Origin of the sequence: Desulfogranum mediterraneum DSM 13871, assembly GCF_000429965.1 — a bacterium.
Lineage (GTDB): Bacteria > Desulfobacterota > Desulfobulbia > Desulfobulbales > Desulfobulbaceae > Desulfogranum > Desulfogranum mediterraneum.
In genome coordinates this window covers 281,995-299,940 of record NZ_KE387005.1, presented here as the reverse complement: position 1 = coordinate 299,940, position 17,946 = coordinate 281,995, and the positions used below count along the sequence as shown (strand labels likewise).

The window sequence follows — 17,946 nt, the reverse complement described above, 5'->3', positions numbered from 1 at the left end:
AGAGGTATCCTATGAAAGTTTCGAGTATTATTTCAAGTTGTTTCTCTCTCCTCATCCTCTGCATGACCGCCCATGCAGCCCAGGCCGCCCAGGCTGAGTTCAGTTGGCTGCCCAACACGGAACCGGAATTAGCTGGTTACAAAATTCACTACGGGCTAACCTCTGGTAATTACACGGCTGTAATTGATGTCCAGTTACCGACTGTAGTCGATGGCAGGGTCAGTGCCTCTGTCGATGGCCTTGAGGAAGGGGTCACCTATTTCTTTGCTGCCACCGCCTACAACGGTGAAGGTGCAGAGAGTGACTATTCTGCAGAGGTGGTGCATAGTGTCGCGGTAACTTCCTCAACAGAGGGGCAGGCTGATTTCAGTTGGTTGCCCAACGATGAAGCTGATCTGGCCGGTTATAAAATTCATTACGGAGAGGCCAGCCTGAGCTATTCCCAGGTGCTGGATGTAGGGCTGCCTGCCACCGTCGATGGTCGAGTCCAGGCAACGGTGACTGCGTTGCAGCCAGGAACCACCTACTACTTCGTCGCTACTGCCTACAATGGTCTGGGTGAAGAGAGCGATTACTCCGCCGAGGTAGCCTACACCGTGCCCAGTGGCGATCAGCCGGCGGCTCCGGTTGCTCAGGACCTTCAACTCGTCACCATGGAAGACAACCCTGTTGGCGGAGCGTTTAGCGTGGACAATCCCTCGGGCGGCACCCTCCACTATACGATCGTTGCTGCCCCAGCTCATGGGACGCTGACCATCCACGATCCCTCCGGGACCTTTACCTATACCCCTGCCTCCGACTTTAACGGCGCAGATGGTTTCAGCTATACCGTCAGTAACGAGGTCGGCGTATCCAACATCGCCAACGTGAGCCTGACTGTCAAGGCCTCGAACGATGCACCGGTTGCCCAGGATGACACCCTGGTCATTGCTGAAGATCTCACCGTGGCCGGCCAACTGCTTGCCACCGATTCCGACGGGGATGCCCTCAGCTTCCAGCTGGTCAGTGCACCGACCCGAGGCACCGTCAGCATTGGCGCCAACGGAGCCTTTAGCTATACCCCCATGGGGAATGCCTTTGGGGAAGACAGCTTCAGCTTCCAGGCCAGTGACGGTCTCCTCTCTTCAGAAACGGCTGTTATCACCCTTACCATCAACCCGGTCAACGATGCTCCGACAGCGGCAGCCGGCTCTTTTACGGTCAACGAAGATGCGAGCTACAGCGGCCAGCTTTCTGCCAGCGACCCTGACGGCGGCTCCCTCAGTTACCAGTTGATCGCTACCCCGAGCAAGGGGACGGTTACGGTAGCAACTTCAGGGGCCTTCAACTATACCCCTGCGGAGAATGTCTCCGGCAGCGACTCCTTTAGTTTCCGGGTCAGTGACGGTGCACTTACCTCAGCCGCGGCAGTCATCACCATCATCATTAATCCGGTCAACGATGCCCCTGTGGTGTCAGCCAGCTCCTTTAGTGTGGATCAGGGCGCCAGCTACAACGGTCAGCTTGGAGCCAGTGATCCGGATGGCGACACCCTGAGCTATCAGCTGGTCACTCCCCCTGCCAAGGGCAGCGTCACCATCGGGGCCTCTGGCTCCTTTAGCTATAGCTGTCCAGCTGCGGCAATGGGAAGCGATAGCTTCAGCTTTAAAGCCAGTGATGCCAAACTCAGCTCAGCTGTCGCCGTGGTCAGTGTGACGATCAATGCCGTCAATAAGGCCCCTGTTGCCGTTGCCGGCTCCTTTAGTGTGGATCAGGGCCGGAGTTATTCCGGGCAACTCTCGGCAAGCGATCCGGATGGCGATCCCTTGAGCTATACCCTGGTGTCGGCTCCTGCCAGCGGCACGCTTCAGCTGGATCCCAGCGGGGCCTTTTCCTACACGGCTGATGCCGATGCAGCCGAGAGCGATCACTTCAGCTTTCAGGTCAGTGATGGGGCCACGGCCTCAAATCCTGCCTCGGTCACCATTGTCATCAATGAGCTTGCTGCGGAATTTCAGCTTGAACTCGGAGAGCTGGAGGTCAGCTCTGCCTGGCAGCAGGTAGTCTTTGAGAATGCCTTCAGCCAACCGGTACTGGTCGCCAAGATGGCTTCCTCCAACGATCCTGAGCCTGCCGTGGTCCGGATCCGTAACCTGAGTTCAACCGGGTTTGAGATCCGTATCCAGGAGTGGAATTACCTCGATGATACCCATCCCGCAGAAACCGTCTCCTTCATGGTCATGGAAGAGGGCGTTCATCAGCTCAACGAAGAGATGCAGGCCGTTGCCGGATGCAGCAGCGTAAGCGGAGTGAACAACTATCAGACGATCTCTTTTGACAGTCCCTTCGGCAGCCAACCGGTGGTCATGAGCTCGGTGGTCAGTGACCAGGGCAGTGATGCCGTGACCCTGCGAACCAGGGAGTTGACGCCCAGTGGGTTTGAACTGAGCCTCCAAGAGCAGGAGTTGGATGGAACCAGCCATGTGGAAGAGGCAATCTGCTATATCGCCCTGCAACAGTGGCAAGGTCTGCTGGGGAACCTCATGGTCGAGGTCAAGGCCACTGATCCGGTCATCACCGATCAGGTAAGCGTGCTGACCTTTAGCCAGCAGTTTACCGAGGTACCCCTGGTCCTGGCTGCTCAACAGACCGCCAACGGGCCGGACACCGCAGTGCTTGGCCTGGACAAGCTCGATCTGAGCGGTGGGGAGCTGAGGGTTGTGGAAGAGGCTTCCATGGACAGTGAAACCAGCCACGCAGCCGAGATCGGCGGCTATTTTGCGGTGAGCTCTTTTGATCCCCTTGCCGACAGTGATAACGATGGCCTGAGCAACGGGGAAGAGCTGGCCCTGCCGACCCACCCCGGTCGTTACGATACCGACCAGGACGGTCTGAGTGATGGCGAAGAACGGACCTACTGGCAGGATAACGGCCTGGATCTGAGCGCCGACAGCGATAAGGATGGTCTGCCTAACCTGGTGGACCCAGATAGTGATAACGATGGCAGCCTGGATGGCTTGGAGATCCTGGAAGGCTATGACCCGGCCGATCCCCAATCAGTACCCTCCGAACTGCCCATGGAAGTCGGTGAGGTAGCCGTAGGCAGTGAGCTGGTCAGGGTTGCCTTTAGCCGATCTTTTCTTCAGCCGGTGGTGATAGCCAACATCATTAGCCGCAACGATGCAGCTCCCAGCCTGGTACGGATCAGCGAGGTCGACCAGAAGGGTTTCTCCCTGCGGATCCAGGAGTATGGATACCAGGACGACAGTCATGGTGAAGAGATCGTGAGCTACCTGGTCATCGAGCAGGGGGAGTATACCCTGAGCGACTCCACCAGGATCGAGGCAGGCACCTTTTCCACCAACGCCACCTCTGCCGAGCAGCAGACACTGAGCCAGCAGTTTGCGGCGGCGCCGGTGGTGATGACCACGGTCATGTCCAGCAATGATCCGGATGCCGTGATCGGACGGGTGGCTGAGGTAAGCACCACCAGTTTTGCCTATCACCTGCAGGAGCAGGAAGCCAATGCCCAGTCTCATGGGCAGGAGACCGTCGGCTACCTGGCCTGGTCCGCTGGTGCAGGAAGTGTGGACGGGCTGCAGTTCCAGGCCGGGGTGACCCCGGACAAGGTTAGCCATGCCCCCTATACGGTTCAGTTCGACCAAGGGGCCAACAATGCCGCCCCCTTCCTCTTTGCCGGGATGCAGACCAGCGATGGTCCAGATACCTCCCAGCTGAAGATCGCCTCCTTCTCTTCCACCTCCATGGATATCCTGGTCGAAGAGGAACAATCCCGGGAGCCAGAGGTACAACATACCAAAGAGGTGGCGGGTTATTTACTGCTGGTAACCCTCTAGTTTTTCCCTCTCCCTGTTTCCCGTCGAACTCCTCTCCGGAGTTCGACGGGAGCCCCTCCCCGCATACCCATGGGGGAAGAGGCCTTCTCTGTGAAGGCCTCTTCCCCTTTCTCTTTTTCCATTGTATCTGTTGAGGCTGATCTTTCCCGCTGTACTCTTCGAGGCGGCCAGCCAACAGGCTGCTCTGATCCTGCCCGCTTCGCTCGCTGTCAGAATAAGGTCCCGATTCAGGGTGAAGCCGGTCTGCAGCCCTGGCACCTGGCTTTAAGGATCAGGGCCCAGGCCGGCAGTCCCCTTGAGTCTCTGGGCCTATTCCTGTTCCCAGAGGCCGATGAGGCAAGCCGGGGTCTGGCCCCTGTTGTCCTCGGAGTGGGAGAGGGGGCCCAGGAGCAGTTGCAGGGGTTGGCCTGCAAAGGGCTGGAGGGTCAGCCGCGATCTGGAGCCCTCTTCACCGGCCGTGGCCAGCCGCTCCAGTTGCTGTTCCCATTGGCTGAGCAGTGGAGCCAGGTCTTGGGGAGAGGAGCTTTGGTCGAGGAGTCGGCAGCAGAGCTTCTCGAAGATACCGCCGCCGGGGAGAGGCGGAGGGGACTGGGGAGGCGTGCCGAGGCTAGAGGGGGCGGCTGGAAGTTCGATGCTCACCGAGGGGAAAGGTGGTTGGGACGGCTCATTTACGCCCAGATCCAGGCATTTTTCAAAGATATCCCCCTGGCTGGTGATAAAACAGTTGATATCCTTTGCAGCGGAGGCCGAACCCAGGTAAAACAGTTGGCTCCAGGCCTTGAGACGCAGCTGTGCCATGCCGTCGCCCTGGCTGATTGGTTGGCTCAGGCCGCGGGTCAGGGAGAAGAGGCTGTCACTCTCTTCGCGCAACTCGTCAAGGAGGTGGTCCTGTTGCGCGGCCAGTCTCTGCAAGCGAGCGGCGATCTCCTGCTGTTCCCGGTCAAAGAGTTCTCCCAGCTTGAGCACCAGCCTGGCCTGCCAGAGGAGCTGCTCCAGTTCTGACTGCCTGCTGCCCGGGGCACTGAGTTCACTGATGAGCGAGGATCTGGACTCTCCCTCGCGCCTGTCGGCCAGGTGGGAGAGGGAGAGGGCGCTGAGCTGATGGAGGTAATCGTCGCGGCGTTGCTCCAGGTCGGAGACCAGGGCCAGGAAGCGATCACGCTCCTTTCCCAGGGGCGCCGGGGCGTGGAAGCGGAGTTGTTGCCTCTTGCTCAGCTCCTGGCTCAGGGAGCCGGGTGCAAAGCTGCAGGCCGGATCATCCTCCACCCCCTGGAGATAGACCAGTGAGGGACAGAGGGCGGCAAGGGAGAAGAGCAGAGGCTCTTGGACAAGGGTTTGGGGAAATATATAGGCAGTACAATCTGACATGGGAAATATGCGAGAAAAAATTACGTTTATGGTGACCGTGGTGGTGTATGTTCTCTTCCACCTGCGGCTGGGTACGGATCTGAGGAGTACCTGCAATGGTACCCTCTACCAGGTCATGCTGACCGCACCCTATGCTCTGGGGTTTACCTATATCACGGCCATAGTCTTCAAAAGGCTCTCCGGTACAGCTACCTTACCCTGGAATCGGCTGGTGCGCATCTACTGTACCATCGGTATCCTCTTTGCCTTCTTTTTTGCCCTCTATGAGTACGCCGAGAGAGGGCAGCAGCCAGCTGAAGTTCTGGGCCGCAGGCTGTCAGCGGAGCAGACTGCTGGGCGGGTGGTAACCTGAGGGGGCCGTGGTGTTGGGCATCAGGGCGCAGTCTTTGGCCATGATGGTGCCGGGGTTGGTCACGGAGTTACATCCGGTCTGGCTGTTGTCTCCCAGGATGGCGCCGATCTTGCGCAGTCCGCTGTCGATCAGTCCTTCCGGTCCCTTGATGCTGACCGAGCCGGGGAAGAAGCGCAGGTTGGCAAACTTGGTGCCTGCCCCCAGGTTGACGTTGTTGCCCAGGATCGAGTCGCCCAGGTAGGCGAAGTGGCCTGCCTTGGCATCGTTGAGAAAGATCGAGTGCTTCAGTTCGGTGGCGTGTCCCACCACGCAGCGTTCTCCGATGATGCAGTGACCGCGGATATAGGCCCCATGGCGGACCACCGAGTGGTCGCCGATGATCACCGGCTCCTGGATGTAGCTGCCGGACTCGATCAGCACCCCCTTGCCTATGTTGATCTGCTTGCCGATCAGCACTGCACCGGCCATGATCACCGAGGCCCCTTCCAGGGGTTGACCGTTTTCCTTCACCTTCAGTTGCCCCTTGGTGGCGTCGCCGAACTCGATGGTGCACTCACAGGCGTTGCGGAGTTTACCGTTATGAACGATGAACGGGCTCAGCAGGGGGACGCCGTCGGCAAGGCAGCGGTGGCTGAATTCCGGTCTGGTCCGCCTGGAGGTATACTCCTTGAGCTGTTTGAGCACATCCCAGACATGGATGCAGTTGCTGAAGATATCTTTTTCCGGAAAGGTTTCCAAGTCGAAAAACGATGCTGGGCTGAGCATGATGGTGTCCTGTTGGCTGGAGAAACTTTAGGGCAAAATGGATAATAGATCCTCTATATTGGCAGCTTGATATTTATTCAAGTAAATTATCAAGTTCTTTAGACCGTTGTCCGTGTCTTGACTTCACTTACGGTTGTGTTTACCTTCCTGTGGACATTAATTACCCAGTACTCGCCACAGGCGTTTGAAGAGGAGGAAAAACGTGGAATTCGATGATTCGTTGTCCCACAGCATGGATGATTTCGGAGAAAGCCCAAAGGATCTTGAAATTCCGGAATCCGTACCCATGATGGCGGTACGGGATGTGGTTGTTTTTAACTACATGATAATCCCACTGTTTGTCGGCCGTCCTGGTTCGGTCGAGGCCGTCAACGAGGCGGTCAATGGCAACAAACTGCTGATGTTGGTCACCCAGAAAGACCCGACCAAGGATCAGCCGGAAAGTGAAGATCTCTATCAGGTGGGCATGGTTTCGATGATCATGCGAACCCTGAAGTTGCCCGATGGCCGGCTGAAGGTCCTGGTCCAGGCGCTCTCCAAGGCCAAGATCCGTTCCTACCAGCAGAAGGATCCCTACTACCAGGTGGAGATTGATCTCCTGGAGGAGGTCGAGACCACCGAGGTCTCTGTGGAGATGGAAGCCCTGATGCGCACCGTCCGTGAACAGACCGAAAAGATCATGTCCCTGCGCGGCATCCTCTCCTCGGACTTGATGATGATCATCAACAATATCGAGGAGCCGGGGCGACTGGCCGATCTGGTCGGCTCGAACCTGCGCCTGAAGATCGCCGAATCCCAGCAGATCCTGGAGACCCTGGACCCGGAAGAGCGCCTTCGCCTGGTGGCGGAACTGCTCCGCAAGGAACTGGAGGTATCCACGGTCCAGGCCAAGATTCAGTCCGATGCCAAGGAAGAGATGTCCAAGAGCCAGCGGGAATATTTTCTCCGTGAGCAGATGCAGGCCTTGAAACGGGAACTGGGTGATGAGGACAGTTATTCCCAGGAGATCGAAGACCTCCAGAAGAGCCTGAAGAAGAAAAAGATGCCCAAGTACGCCCGCAAGGAGGCGTATAAGCAGCTGAAGCGGCTGGAGATGATGCATCCGGATGCCTCGGAGGCGACCATTGTCCGCACCTACCTGGACTGGTTTCTGGATCTCCCCTGGAAGGAGAAATCCAAGGATCGGCTGGACCTGAAGCTTGCCACCCAGGTCCTGGATGAGGACCACTATGGCCTGGATAAGATCAAGGAGCGGATCCTGGAATACCTGGCGGTGCGCAAGCTCAACAAGGATACCAAGGGACCGATCATCTGTTTCGTCGGTCCTCCAGGGGTGGGCAAGACCTCGCTGGGCCAGGCCATTGCCAAGGCCATGGGTCGGAAGTTCTACCGCCTCTCCCTGGGGGGGATGCGCGATGAGGCCGAGATCCGCGGCCATCGTCGTACCTATATCGGGGCTCTGCCCGGCCGGATTCTCCAGGGCCTGAAGACCGTGGAGACCAACAACCCGGTGTTCATGATGGACGAGATCGATAAGATCGGCGATGATTATCGGGGCGATCCCTCCTCTGCCCTGCTGGAGGTGCTTGATCCGGAACAGAACTCCACCTTTTCCGATCACTACATGAACCTGCCCTTTGATCTCTCCAAGGTGATGTTTATCACCACGGCCAACCGGGGGGATACCATCCCCGGACCCCTGATGGATCGGATGGAGGTCATCCAGTTGTCCGGCTACACCCTGGAGGAGAAGAAGGTCATCGCCCGTCGTTACCTCCTGCCTCGCCAGATCGAGGAGAACGGTATCCGGCCCCGTCAGATCAAGCTCAACGATGCCATGCTGGAGACGATCATCAGCAAATACACCCATGAGGCCGGGGTCCGCAACCTGGAGCGGGCCCTGGGTAAGGTCTGCCGGAAGATTGCCCGTAAGGTGGCCGAAGGCGGCAAGGGACCCTATGCGGTCTCCGAAAATACCCTGGAAAAGTATCTCGGCCCGCCCAAGTATCTGCCGGAAACCGAGCTGGATACCAGTATCCAGCCTGGCCTGGTCACCGGTCTGGCCTGGACCGAGGTCGGTGGAGAACTGCTCCACATCGAGACCGCTGTCCTGCCCGGCAAGGGGAAACTCATCCTCACCGGTCAGCTGGGTGATGTGATGAAGGAGTCTGCCCAGGCTGCCCTGAGTTACTGCCGGGGCAGGAAGGACGAGCTGGGGGTGGATGCCGACTACTTTGACGCCATCGATATCCATATCCATGTCCCTGCAGGTGCCATCCCCAAGGATGGGCCATCGGCCGGGATCACCATGACCACGGCCCTCTTCTCTGCCATCAGCACCAAGACCGTCCAGAAGAACATCGCCATGACCGGCGAGGTCACCCTTCGAGGGCGGGTGCTGCCCATCGGCGGATTGAAGGATAAGGCCCTGGCTGCATTACGGGCCGGGATCACCAAGGTGATCATCCCCCATGAGAATGAAAAAGACCTGGTGGAGATTCCCGAAGAGTTGCGTAAGAAGATCACCTTCTATCCGGTGCAGCACATGGATGAGGTCATCGCCCTGACCCTGGGAAAGATCGGTAAGGGCGGCCGCAAGAAGAAGGGAGCTGGGGCCAAGAAATAGTTTCATCCCTGACTCTCCCTGTCGATACTCTACGCCTGGCGGGCTCTGTTCCGCCAGGCGTCGTTGTCTGTAGGCTCCGCTGCCGTCTCTCCACTCCTGTTGCTTCCACGAGATATACTCTATGCGCACTTTTTTTTATTGGCTCAGCGCCCTCATCCTTATCCTGGTCCTGGGGCTGGGTGGTTGGCTGGGGAGTTACCTGCTCTCCAGTTCAGCCGGCTCAGGAGTGGTGCGGGTGGAGATCCCCCAGGGGGCCGGTGTCCGTGAGATCGGTGAGATACTCCAGGAGCAGGGCCTGCTCAACGGTGATCTCCGCTTTCTGCTCCTGGTCCGTTTTGCCGGCCTGACCACCAGGTTGCGGGCCGGGGAGTATGCCATTCCCCACGGCTTGACCCCCCTGGGGGTGCTCCGGGTGCTGGAGCAGGGCAGGGTGGTCTACCATCCGGTCACCATTCCCGAGGGCTTGACCGTCCGTCAGCTCGCCGAAATTTATGGCCAGGGGGGATGGGCCGACCCCGAGCGGCTGGTCGCCCTGGCCGCTGATCCTCTGTTTGCCCGTTCGCTTGGGGTGGCTCAGGCGGGCCTGGAAGGCTATCTCTTTCCTGACACCTACTTCCTGGCCAAGGGCACGGTCGATGAGGCGGCTCTGCTGAAGATGATGGTGAACCGGTTTTTTCAGGTCGCCGACACCTTGCCGGCTCTGGAGGAGAGTGGTCTTGAACTGCACCAACTCCTGACTCTGGCCTCCATCATCGAGAAGGAGACCGGCGCTGCCCATGAACGGCCCCTGATCGCCCGGGTCTTCCTCAACCGGCTAAAGCGGAAGATGCGCCTCCAGTCCGACCCCACCGTTATCTACGCTATCCCGGCCTTTAACGGTAACCTTACCCGGGCGGATCTGCGGCGTCCCACCCCCTACAACACCTATGTCATCAAAGGATTACCTCCGGGACCGATCTGTAATCCCGGTAGGGAGGCCATCCTGGCTGTGCTCCGGCCGGCAAGCTCCAACGCCCTCTACTTTGTCTCCAAAAATGACGGTACCCATGTTTTTTCTTCTTCCCTGAAGGCCCATAATCGTGCTGTCAAGATATTTCAGCGACGGAAAGCAGAAAGTGGTCAATAATTTCTTTGTTTTTACAGGTAATAGTGGTAATGTCGCCTTATTCAGTAGCCCATTTCCTGTTTTTTGTGCAGCTTAGTATCGGATATCTTTAGTGATGTTTGTAAGGCTGCGATGCAGGAAAAAGACAGGGGGTGGGATAAAACATGCAGCCTAATAAAGGAGATATTAAGGGCAATGTTGAAAGGAACTGTCAAGTGGTTTAACGAGTCGAAAGGGTTTGGTTTTATCGAGCAGGAAGAAGGGCGAGACGTATTTGTTCACTATTCTGCGATCAATGGTTCAGGGTTCAAGACTCTGAGCGAAGGCGACAAGGTCGAATTCGAAATTGTTGATGGACCCAAAGGGCCTGCCGCAGCCAATGTGATGAAACAATAAATTTCAAGATTGACCACCCGACAGGCGCTCTGGCTGCTGTAGAGTCGCTTGTTACAGGCAGCTGTTGCGCCTGGTGATGGCTGCCGACCTCTACTCATGGCTTGCATGAGCTCTTCCCGGAGGGGTTCCTCCATTCCAACTTCGAGCCGAACCTGTTCCCCACCTGTAGCACCGTTACTCCCAGATTAACCTTTCCTCAACCTTCCAATTGCCGTGAAAATAGCCCTTGTTCAAACCAATCCGATTATTGGTGCCTTTGATCGTAACCTGGAGAAGATCCTCTCCTGGCTGGGAAAGGCCCGCGCCGCCTCCTGTGATCTTGTCATCTTTCCCGAGCTGGCCCTCTGCGGCTATCCGCCCCAGGATCTGCTGGAACGGCCGAGCTTTATTCGGGCCCACGAGCGCGCTTTGGAGCGCCTGATAGAGGCGGTCACCGATATCACCTGTGTCATCGGGGTGCTGGAGCCCAGGACCGGGGTCGGCAAGGCGCTCTACAACTCCGCCTTTGTGATTGAGCAGCGTCAGGTCCTCCACCGTGCCAGGAAGCAGCTCTTGCCCACCTACGATGTCTTTGACGAGTCCCGTTATTTTGAACCAGGTACCGAGTCCACGGTCTTCTGCTGCCAGGGGCTCCACTTCGGCCTCTCGGTCTGCGAGGATATCTGGAGTGAGTGCCAATCCTACCCGGTCAACCCCCTGAATGCCTTTGTGATCGGCTCGGTGGTGCCCGACGGTTTGATTAACATCTCTGCCTCCCCCTACTATCATCACAAGCTGGAAGAGCGAAGGGCGGTTTTTTCCCAGCTCTGCCGGCAGAATAACTATCCCCTGCTCTATGTCAACCAGGTCGGGGGGCAGGATACCCTGGTCTTTGACGGTCACTCCCTGGTGGTGAATACCCAGGGGGAGGTGATCCGAGCCGGCCAGGGATTTGTCGAGGACATGGTGGTGGTGGAAAGCGATCAGCTGGCCCAGGGAGGCGATGCCGCACCTGTGGATGGTATCGAGCAGGTCCGTGATGCCCTGGTCTTGGGAGTGCGTGATTATCTCCACAAGACCGGCTTCAGCAAGGCCGTGGTCGGGCTGTCCGGGGGCATCGACTCCGCAGTGACCGCGGCCCTTGCCTGCACCGCCCTTGGTCCTGAAAACGTGCTCTGCGTGGCCATGCCCTCGCCCTATACCTCCCAGGCCTCTGTCGATGATGCCCGGGCCCTGAGCGAGCGTTTCGGCTGCGGCTTTGAGTGCCTGGAGATAGCCGGACTGATGGAGGGCTACCAGCACCTCCTTGAGCCGCTCTTTCTCGGTTTGGCAGAGGATGTCACCGAACAGAACGTCCAGGCTCGAATCCGGGGCAACCTGCTGATGGCCATCTCCAACAAGATGGGCGGCCTGTTGCTCTCCACCGGCAACAAGTCGGAGATGGCGGTGGGCTACTGCACCCTCTACGGGGACATGAGCGGCGGCCTGGCCGTGCTGGCCGATGTGCCCAAGGATATGGTCTATCAGTTGGCGCGACTCTATAATCGAGACCAGGAACTCATCCCCGAGCGGATCATTACCCGGCCGCCCACGGCCGAGCTCAAGCCCGAGCAGTGTGACCAGGATGACCTGCCTCCCTATGAGATCCTTGATCCGATCCTGGAGGCCTATCTGGAGCGACACCAGAGTGTTGAGCAGATGGTGGAGCAGGGCTTTGAGCGAGCCACGGTTGAGGATATCGTCCGCCGGGTGAACCGCAATGAGTACAAGCGGAAACAGGCACCCCTGGGAATCAAGGTGACCAGCAAGGCCTTTGGTCCCGGGCGCCGTTATCCGGTGGTCCAGAGTTTTCAGGAGTGAGGCTGAACCAGGGTCGCCTCTGGATATCGGCCAGGGGCGAGATCTTCCCGCCGGAAATCAGTCCCCTTGGCGCTGAGCCGGGAGTGCTATGAATCGTCTACAGGGGAAGTTGCGAGCGATCCTGGTTGTGGTGCCCTGTATCTTAGTTGGGCTGGGGGTCCTGTTCTTTAGGGAGACCACCACAGAGCGCCCGGAAGAACTGACCGTGACCACGGCCGGCTACGTGGAGATGTGTCTGGCCTGCCATACCAGGGAAAAACTGGATCCAGCCCACGACAGCCTGATCGTCGGCTGTTCGTCCTGCCACCTGGGCGATGCCCTGGCCGTAGATAAAGATCAGGCCCACAAGGGCATGGTCCTCAATCCCGGAGACCTGCGGGTGGTCGCCCGGACCTGCGCGATTGAAGGCTGCCACCCTGCGGACCTGGCCAAGGTGAAGAACTCCCTGATGGCGACCAACCGGGGTATCCTCTCGACCCTGCTCTACTACTGGGGGGAGCGGGAAACCCAGGACGCCGAGATTACGGTGGAGCAGCTCCTGGCCAGTGGTGAAACCTCCCTGGCCCTGGACTATTACCGTAAGCTCTGCGCCACCTGCCACCTCTGGAAACAGAAGAATGACCTGCCCGGCGCCCCTGCCTTTTTCAATGAAAAGGGCGGCGGCTGCTCGGCCTGTCACTATCAGGAGGTGAAGGGGGGGGAGCGGAGCACCGTGACCTCCTTTGGCGGCGCCCAGGGGGCTGATCCTGCCAAGGTGGTGACCAAACCCCATCCGCGCATCGTTAAAAAAGTCGCTGACGACAACTGTATCCGTTGTCACAATCGTTCAGGTCGGATCGGCCTCTCCTATATCGGCCTGTTTGAGGCAGAGGGGTACGGTACCCCCTATGAACAGGGGGGAACCTCGTCCAAGAAATTACCAGGAGACCGCTTTTACCTGGAGATCGGTGAAGACGTTCACCATGCCAAGGGGATGTCCTGTATCGACTGCCACACCAGGGAGGAGATCATGGGCGATGGCAACCAGTATGCCCACTACGAAGAGCAGCTGGAGATCAAGTGTGTCAGTTGTCACCAGGACAGGCCGGGTACGACCAGGAAGGGAAATGAGCTGACCAATGTGGTGCGCGCTGCCGAGGGGATGGTGCTGGTGGGGAAAAACGATGCTGCCCAACACCCCTTACGGCCGCCCAAGCCTTCGGCCTGCGGCTATCCCGGCCATAGGCGGCTGAGCTGTGAGGCCTGCCACTCCACCTGGGTACCCCAGTGCTACGGCTGTCATGCCAAGCGTGACCAGCGGGAGACCCATCTGGATAAGCTCAGCCTCAAGGAGACCCCGGGTTGGTGGGAAGAGGGGCGTTCCTACATCCGTTACGAAAAACCCATGCTGGCGGTGTGGCAGGATGAGGTGGTCATCGTTACCCCTGGTTGCCAGGATATCGTCACCCTGGTCGATGATCAGGGCAAGGTGGAAGAGAGCTTCAACCGTTTCACCATGGCTGCGATCAACCCCCATACCACCCAGGCCAAGGGCCGGAGCTGTAAGGAGTGCCATGCCTCTGCCAAGACGGTGGGGCTGGGGGAGGGGACTGTCCAGAAAAAAGGGGGAGAGTGGACCTTCCAGCCGGTGGATCGGGGCGTGGATACCCTGGACGGGCGCAGCGTGGGCCTGGATAACTTTGTCACCATAGAGGGGGAGCCGCTCCAGTATGGCTCCCGGCCGGACCTGCGTCCCTTTAACCGGGACGAGTTGCAGCGGATCCTGCGGGTTGGCCTCTGTCTGGATTGCCACAGCAGCTACGATGATCCGGCCTATCAACAGTATGATCCCCGTCGACCCTGCCCGGTCTACCAGGAGCCCTGAGGAGTGACGGGCTCACGGTCATGGTGCCGGATCCCATCGTTATGCTGAAAAAAAATATTGGGAGCAGCTCCCTGTGGTCTTTTTTTTTGAATGGGATGATCTTGGACAAAATATCTCAATATTCAAGCCGGCTTTGAGCCTTTTTGGAAAAAATTCAGTTGTGAAAAGCGGCTGAACACGTTAGAGCTTACCGTTCTCTTGTTCAGCCGGAAAACGTTTTTAAAGGAGAAATGTATGTCGTCAGAACCCATAGCGCTTGCAGATCGGGTGCTGCAGATTGCCCCTTCGCCTACCCTTGCCGTCAATGCCAAAGCCAAGGCCTTGCGGGCGACAGGCGCTGATGTTCTCAACTTCAGTGTTGGTGAGCCTGACTTTCCCACACCTGCCCACATCTGTGCAGCGGGAAAACAGGCCATTGATGACGGGCATACCCGCTACACTCCGGTACCGGGTGTTTTGGAGCTGCGGGAAGCCATCAGCCAGAGGTTCAAAGAGGACCATGGCTGGGATTATGATCCGGATCAGATTCAGGTCTGTTGCGGCGGTAAACACGGACTCTATAATCTCTTCCAGGCAGCCCTCAATCCCGGGGATGAGATCTTGATCCCTGCCCCCTACTGGGTCTCCTATCCCCCCATGGTCCAACTGGCTGGCGGGGTGCCGGTGATCGTGCCCCTGGATGAAGAAAAGGGTTTTGACCTGGATCCGGCAACCCTGGAAAAGTATGTCACGCCCAAGACCCGGGGCATCGTCCTCAACAGTCCCTCCAACCCTACCGGTGCAGTTCTTTCCAGTCGCGCCCTGGAGGCGGTTGCCGCCCTGGCCCTGGAGAACGACTGGCTGGTTGTCTCCGACGACATCTATGAGACCCTGACCTATGAGCAGGGCGTGCTGCCCCACATCCTGGATGTGGAGCCTGCCATCAAGGAGCAGTTGATCATCCTCAACGGGGTTTCCAAGTCCTTTTCCATGACCGGCTGGCGGATCGGCTACTCGGCTGGTCCGCTCCATCTGATCAAGGCCATGAACAAGATTCAGAGCCAGTCCACCTCCAATCCGGCCGCACCTTCCCAGTATGCCGCTCTGGCTGCCCTGAGCGGGCCCCAGGATTTTCCCAAGGTCATGCAGGAGGCCTTTGCCCCCAGGCGAGCCTATATGGTAGAGACCCTAAACAGCATCCCAGGGGTAAGCTGTGTTTCCCCTGGTGGCTCTTTCTATGTCTTTCCGAACTTTTCGGCCTATTACGGCAAGGCCTTCTACAACCATGCCATCGTCGACTCGCTCTCCCTGGCCGACTATCTCCTGGACGAGGCCATGATCGCGACGGTGCCCGGAGTAGCCTTTGGCGCAGATGACTTTATACGATTTTCCTTTGCCACCTCCATGGAGGTGCTCTGTGAAGGGATGACCAGGCTGAAGAAGGCTTTGGAGGCCCTGCAGTAAGAGGGGCCGAACACTCAGGGGGCGGGAAAACCCGCCCCCGGCGAGGTGCACCACGGGGAGAGGGGTGGAGCCTCGGACTCGGAGGCGGATTAAGGCGGATTACAGCTCTGGCCGGATCGGCCGGGGGCGACGGGCAGGAGCTCAGCTCTCCTGCTGCTCTTTCTCTGTCCGGTATTTTTCCAAAAACGACTGGAGCTTGGAGGGGAAGGAGAGGCATTCCTTGCTCTGGATGCTCTCTGCGGCAAGCTCGCAGAAGGTGAGAAATTCCGCCATCAGCCTGGTGATGATCTTGTCCTTGTGCTGGATGATCCTGAGCTGACGACGCATATCGATGCCCTCGATGGGCAGGATGTTGAGCCAGCCGTGTTCGGTCTCGCGGCAGACGGTGAGCATGGAGAGGCAGGCCGCGCCGGCGCCCGACTCCACGGCCTTCTTGATGGCTTCGGTGTGGCCGGTTTTGGTCACCACCTTGAGCATGGAGGCGTGTTTTCCCAGCTTCTTGGTAAAGATCTCCGCGGTTCCCGAACCCTCTTCGCGCATGACCCAGCTGGTTTCCTTAAGGTCTTCCGGGATCTTAAAGTGACTGCGCTCGGCCAGTTTATGGCTGGGGTTGACGATGATGCCCAGCTCATCTTCAAACCAGTCGGAGGCAACCAGGGAGTCGATATTGATCTCTCCTTCGACAAAACCGAGATCCGCCTCTCCCTTGGCCACCAGATGTTCGGCAGCCATGGTGTTGACCACCAGCATGTTGATATGGGCATCGGGGTGGAGGCGCATGAAGGCCCCGATCAGGTGGGGCAGGACATAGTTGCCGATGGTCGAGCTGGCCACAATTTCCAGTACCCCGGCCACGGTATCCCGCTGCTCGGTGAGCATGGTCTCCACGTTGGCGACCTGGCTGAGAATCTGCTTGGAAAGTGGCAGCAGGTAACGGCCGCGGTCGTTGAGCAGCAGGCTGCGACCGTGACGGTCGAACAGGGGCCCGCCCAGCTGGTTTTCCAGCTCACCCAGGGCCATGGAGACGGCAGACTGGGTGAGGAAGAGTTTCTTACTGGCCCTGGTTACCTGCTGGGTCTCGGCGACGGCGATGAAGATTTCGAGTTGTCTGAATGTGATGGCCATAGTTGGTTGATATCAAGATAATTGAACGTTAGTATTATTGCAATTGAAGTCAGTGTGCTACACTACCACTTCGGTAAAATTGGTCAATGATTTTTAGTGGATTTTTTATCCGTATCTTTGAGGTCTTGGCGTGGTACGCTCCTAATATGTTGGAAGTTTTGCGCTTGACAGGGAAAAAAAATCTCGATATATATATTAAGATGTGCTGATGTGAAGTATCAGTTTAGCTTATGAAGGGGGTGCTTAGAGGTGGTGTCTATGGAGCCGGTTGTTTTAACCAACATTGTCTATGTTGCCATTTTTTTGATAGGAGCCTTACTCTTTGGGGTCGGTCCTATCGTAATCGTCAAGTTATTCAGTCCTACCTCCCATACCCGGCAGACCGCCGGCAAGACCGGGCAGTTGATCGAGTGCGGCATGGAGCCCATCGGCAGCGCCTGGATCCGTTTTGGGATCATCTACTATCTCTATGCCTTGATCTTCCTCGCCTTTGATGTGGACGTGCTCTTTCTCTTTCCTGTGGCTGTTGCCTATAACAGTCCTGAGTTCGTGATCCGCGATTTTGTTGAGGTGGTTATCTTTGTTGGTATTCTGTCGCTGGCCGTTGTCTATGCCTGGATTAAAGGAGTGTTCGAGTGGAACCGGAAAACGTACCGTCATCAATAGTTCAATTCAGCCAGCTGGATAAGCTGCTCAGTCTCGGACGAGCCAACTCGCTGTGGCCCATGACCTTCGGCCTGGCCTGTTGCGCCATCGAGATGATGTGCACCGGCGGCTCCCGTTACGATATCGCCCGTTTCGGTGCAGAGGTCTTTCGTCCTTCTCCCCGCCAGAGTGATGTCATGATCGTGGCCGGCACCATCAACAAGAAGCTGGAAGAGGCGGTTAAGACCCTCTATGACCAGATGCCCGAGCCCAAGTGGGTGATTGCCATGGGCAACTGTGCCATCTCCGGCGGCCCGTTCAAGGTCAAGGAAAATTACAACGTGGTGGAGGGTGCGGATCAACTGTTTCCGGTGGATGTCTATATCCCCGGTTGTCCGCCGCGTCCCGAAGCCCTCCTGGAAGGCATTATGAGCCTGGAAGAGAAGATCACCGGCAAGCGCCGGTGGCCAAGAGTCTGAGACCCCAGTGGAATAATCTGATGACTATTTTAGAACAAACGCAAGCAGCTTTGGCCCCACTGTTCCCTGCCCAAGAGGAACCGCCTGCCGCGGCCGAGCCGGA

13 protein-coding genes are annotated in these 17,946 nt (G+C 57.9%); 10 read left to right on the top strand and 3 right to left on the bottom strand.

Annotation, left to right across the window (positions count from 1 at the left end; all coding sequences use genetic code 11):
• Nucleotides 1-11 precede the first annotated feature (11 nt).
• Nucleotides 12-3,836, top strand: coding sequence for an Ig-like domain-containing protein (locus tag G494_RS0117975; protein ID WP_028585634.1), 3,825 nt, complete (start codon nt 12-14; stop codon nt 3,834-3,836).
• A gap of 309 nt (nt 3,837-4,145) precedes the next feature.
• Here the strand turns inward: G494_RS0117975 and G494_RS0117970 are convergent, their stop codons facing one another.
• The gene (locus G494_RS0117970; RefSeq protein ID WP_028585633.1) at nt 4,146-5,204 is read right to left on the bottom strand and encodes a hypothetical protein; all 1,059 of its coding nucleotides are present in this window, start codon (nt 5,202-5,204) and stop codon (nt 4,146-4,148) included.
• A 7-nt stretch (nt 5,205-5,211) separates the two neighbouring features.
• Between G494_RS0117970 and G494_RS0117965 the strand changes: the two genes are divergently transcribed.
• Nucleotides 5,212-5,556, top strand: a complete 345-nt coding sequence (locus tag G494_RS0117965) for a hypothetical protein (RefSeq protein WP_153305939.1) — start codon at nt 5,212-5,214, stop codon at nt 5,554-5,556.
• Here the strand turns inward: G494_RS0117965 and G494_RS0117960 are convergent.
• On the bottom strand, nt 5,521-6,321 hold the full coding sequence (locus G494_RS0117960) for an LbetaH domain-containing protein (protein ID WP_028585631.1): 801 nt from the start codon (nt 6,319-6,321) through the stop codon (nt 5,521-5,523). The genes G494_RS0117965 and G494_RS0117960 overlap by 36 nt on opposite strands.
• Before the next feature lie 202 nt (nt 6,322-6,523).
• Here G494_RS0117960 and lon point away from each other — a divergent pair, with 202 nt between their 5' ends.
• The 6 genes from lon (at nt 6,524) to G494_RS0117930 (ending at nt 15,594) form a co-directional block, all read left to right on the top strand.
• Nucleotides 6,524-8,947: an endopeptidase La gene (lon, locus tag G494_RS0117955; RefSeq protein ID WP_051305842.1), complete on the top strand. Its 2,424-nt coding sequence runs from the start codon at nt 6,524-6,526 to the stop codon at nt 8,945-8,947.
• Between the two features lie 121 nt (nt 8,948-9,068).
• Nucleotides 9,069-10,073, top strand: coding sequence for an endolytic transglycosylase MltG (mltG, locus tag G494_RS0117950; protein WP_028585629.1), 1,005 nt, complete (start codon nt 9,069-9,071; stop codon nt 10,071-10,073).
• 174 nt (nt 10,074-10,247) lie between these two features.
• A complete protein-coding gene (locus G494_RS0117945) occupies nt 10,248-10,448 on the top strand; it encodes a cold-shock protein (RefSeq protein WP_028585628.1) in 201 nt (66 codons plus the stop codon).
• Between the two features lie 213 nt (nt 10,449-10,661).
• Complete coding sequence (locus G494_RS0117940) at nt 10,662-12,287, top strand: NAD+ synthase (protein ID WP_028585627.1); 1,626 nt, start codon at nt 10,662-10,664, stop codon at nt 12,285-12,287.
• Between the two features lie 88 nt (nt 12,288-12,375).
• Nucleotides 12,376-14,151, top strand: a complete 1,776-nt coding sequence (locus G494_RS0117935) for a hypothetical protein (RefSeq protein ID WP_028585626.1) — start codon at nt 12,376-12,378, stop codon at nt 14,149-14,151.
• 234 nt (nt 14,152-14,385) lie between these two features.
• A complete protein-coding gene (locus G494_RS0117930) occupies nt 14,386-15,594 on the top strand; it encodes a pyridoxal phosphate-dependent aminotransferase (protein WP_028585625.1) in 1,209 nt (402 codons plus the stop codon).
• A 141-nt stretch (nt 15,595-15,735) separates the two neighbouring features.
• On the opposite strand, the gene G494_RS0117925 is transcribed toward G494_RS0117930, so the two are convergent.
• Complete coding sequence (locus G494_RS0117925) at nt 15,736-16,719, bottom strand: LysR family transcriptional regulator (RefSeq protein WP_028585624.1); 984 nt, start codon at nt 16,717-16,719, stop codon at nt 15,736-15,738.
• Nucleotides 16,720-16,977: 258 nt separating this feature from the next.
• Between G494_RS0117925 and G494_RS0117920 the strand changes: the two genes are divergently transcribed.
• Complete coding sequence (locus tag G494_RS0117920) at nt 16,978-17,385, top strand: NADH-quinone oxidoreductase subunit A (RefSeq protein WP_028585623.1); 408 nt, start codon at nt 16,978-16,980, stop codon at nt 17,383-17,385.
• Complete coding sequence (locus tag G494_RS0117915) at nt 17,355-17,843, top strand: NADH-quinone oxidoreductase subunit B (protein ID WP_028585622.1); 489 nt, start codon at nt 17,355-17,357, stop codon at nt 17,841-17,843. Before G494_RS0117920 ends, G494_RS0117915 begins: the two co-directional genes overlap by 31 nt.
• The last annotated feature ends 103 nt before the right edge of the window (nt 17,844-17,946 follow it).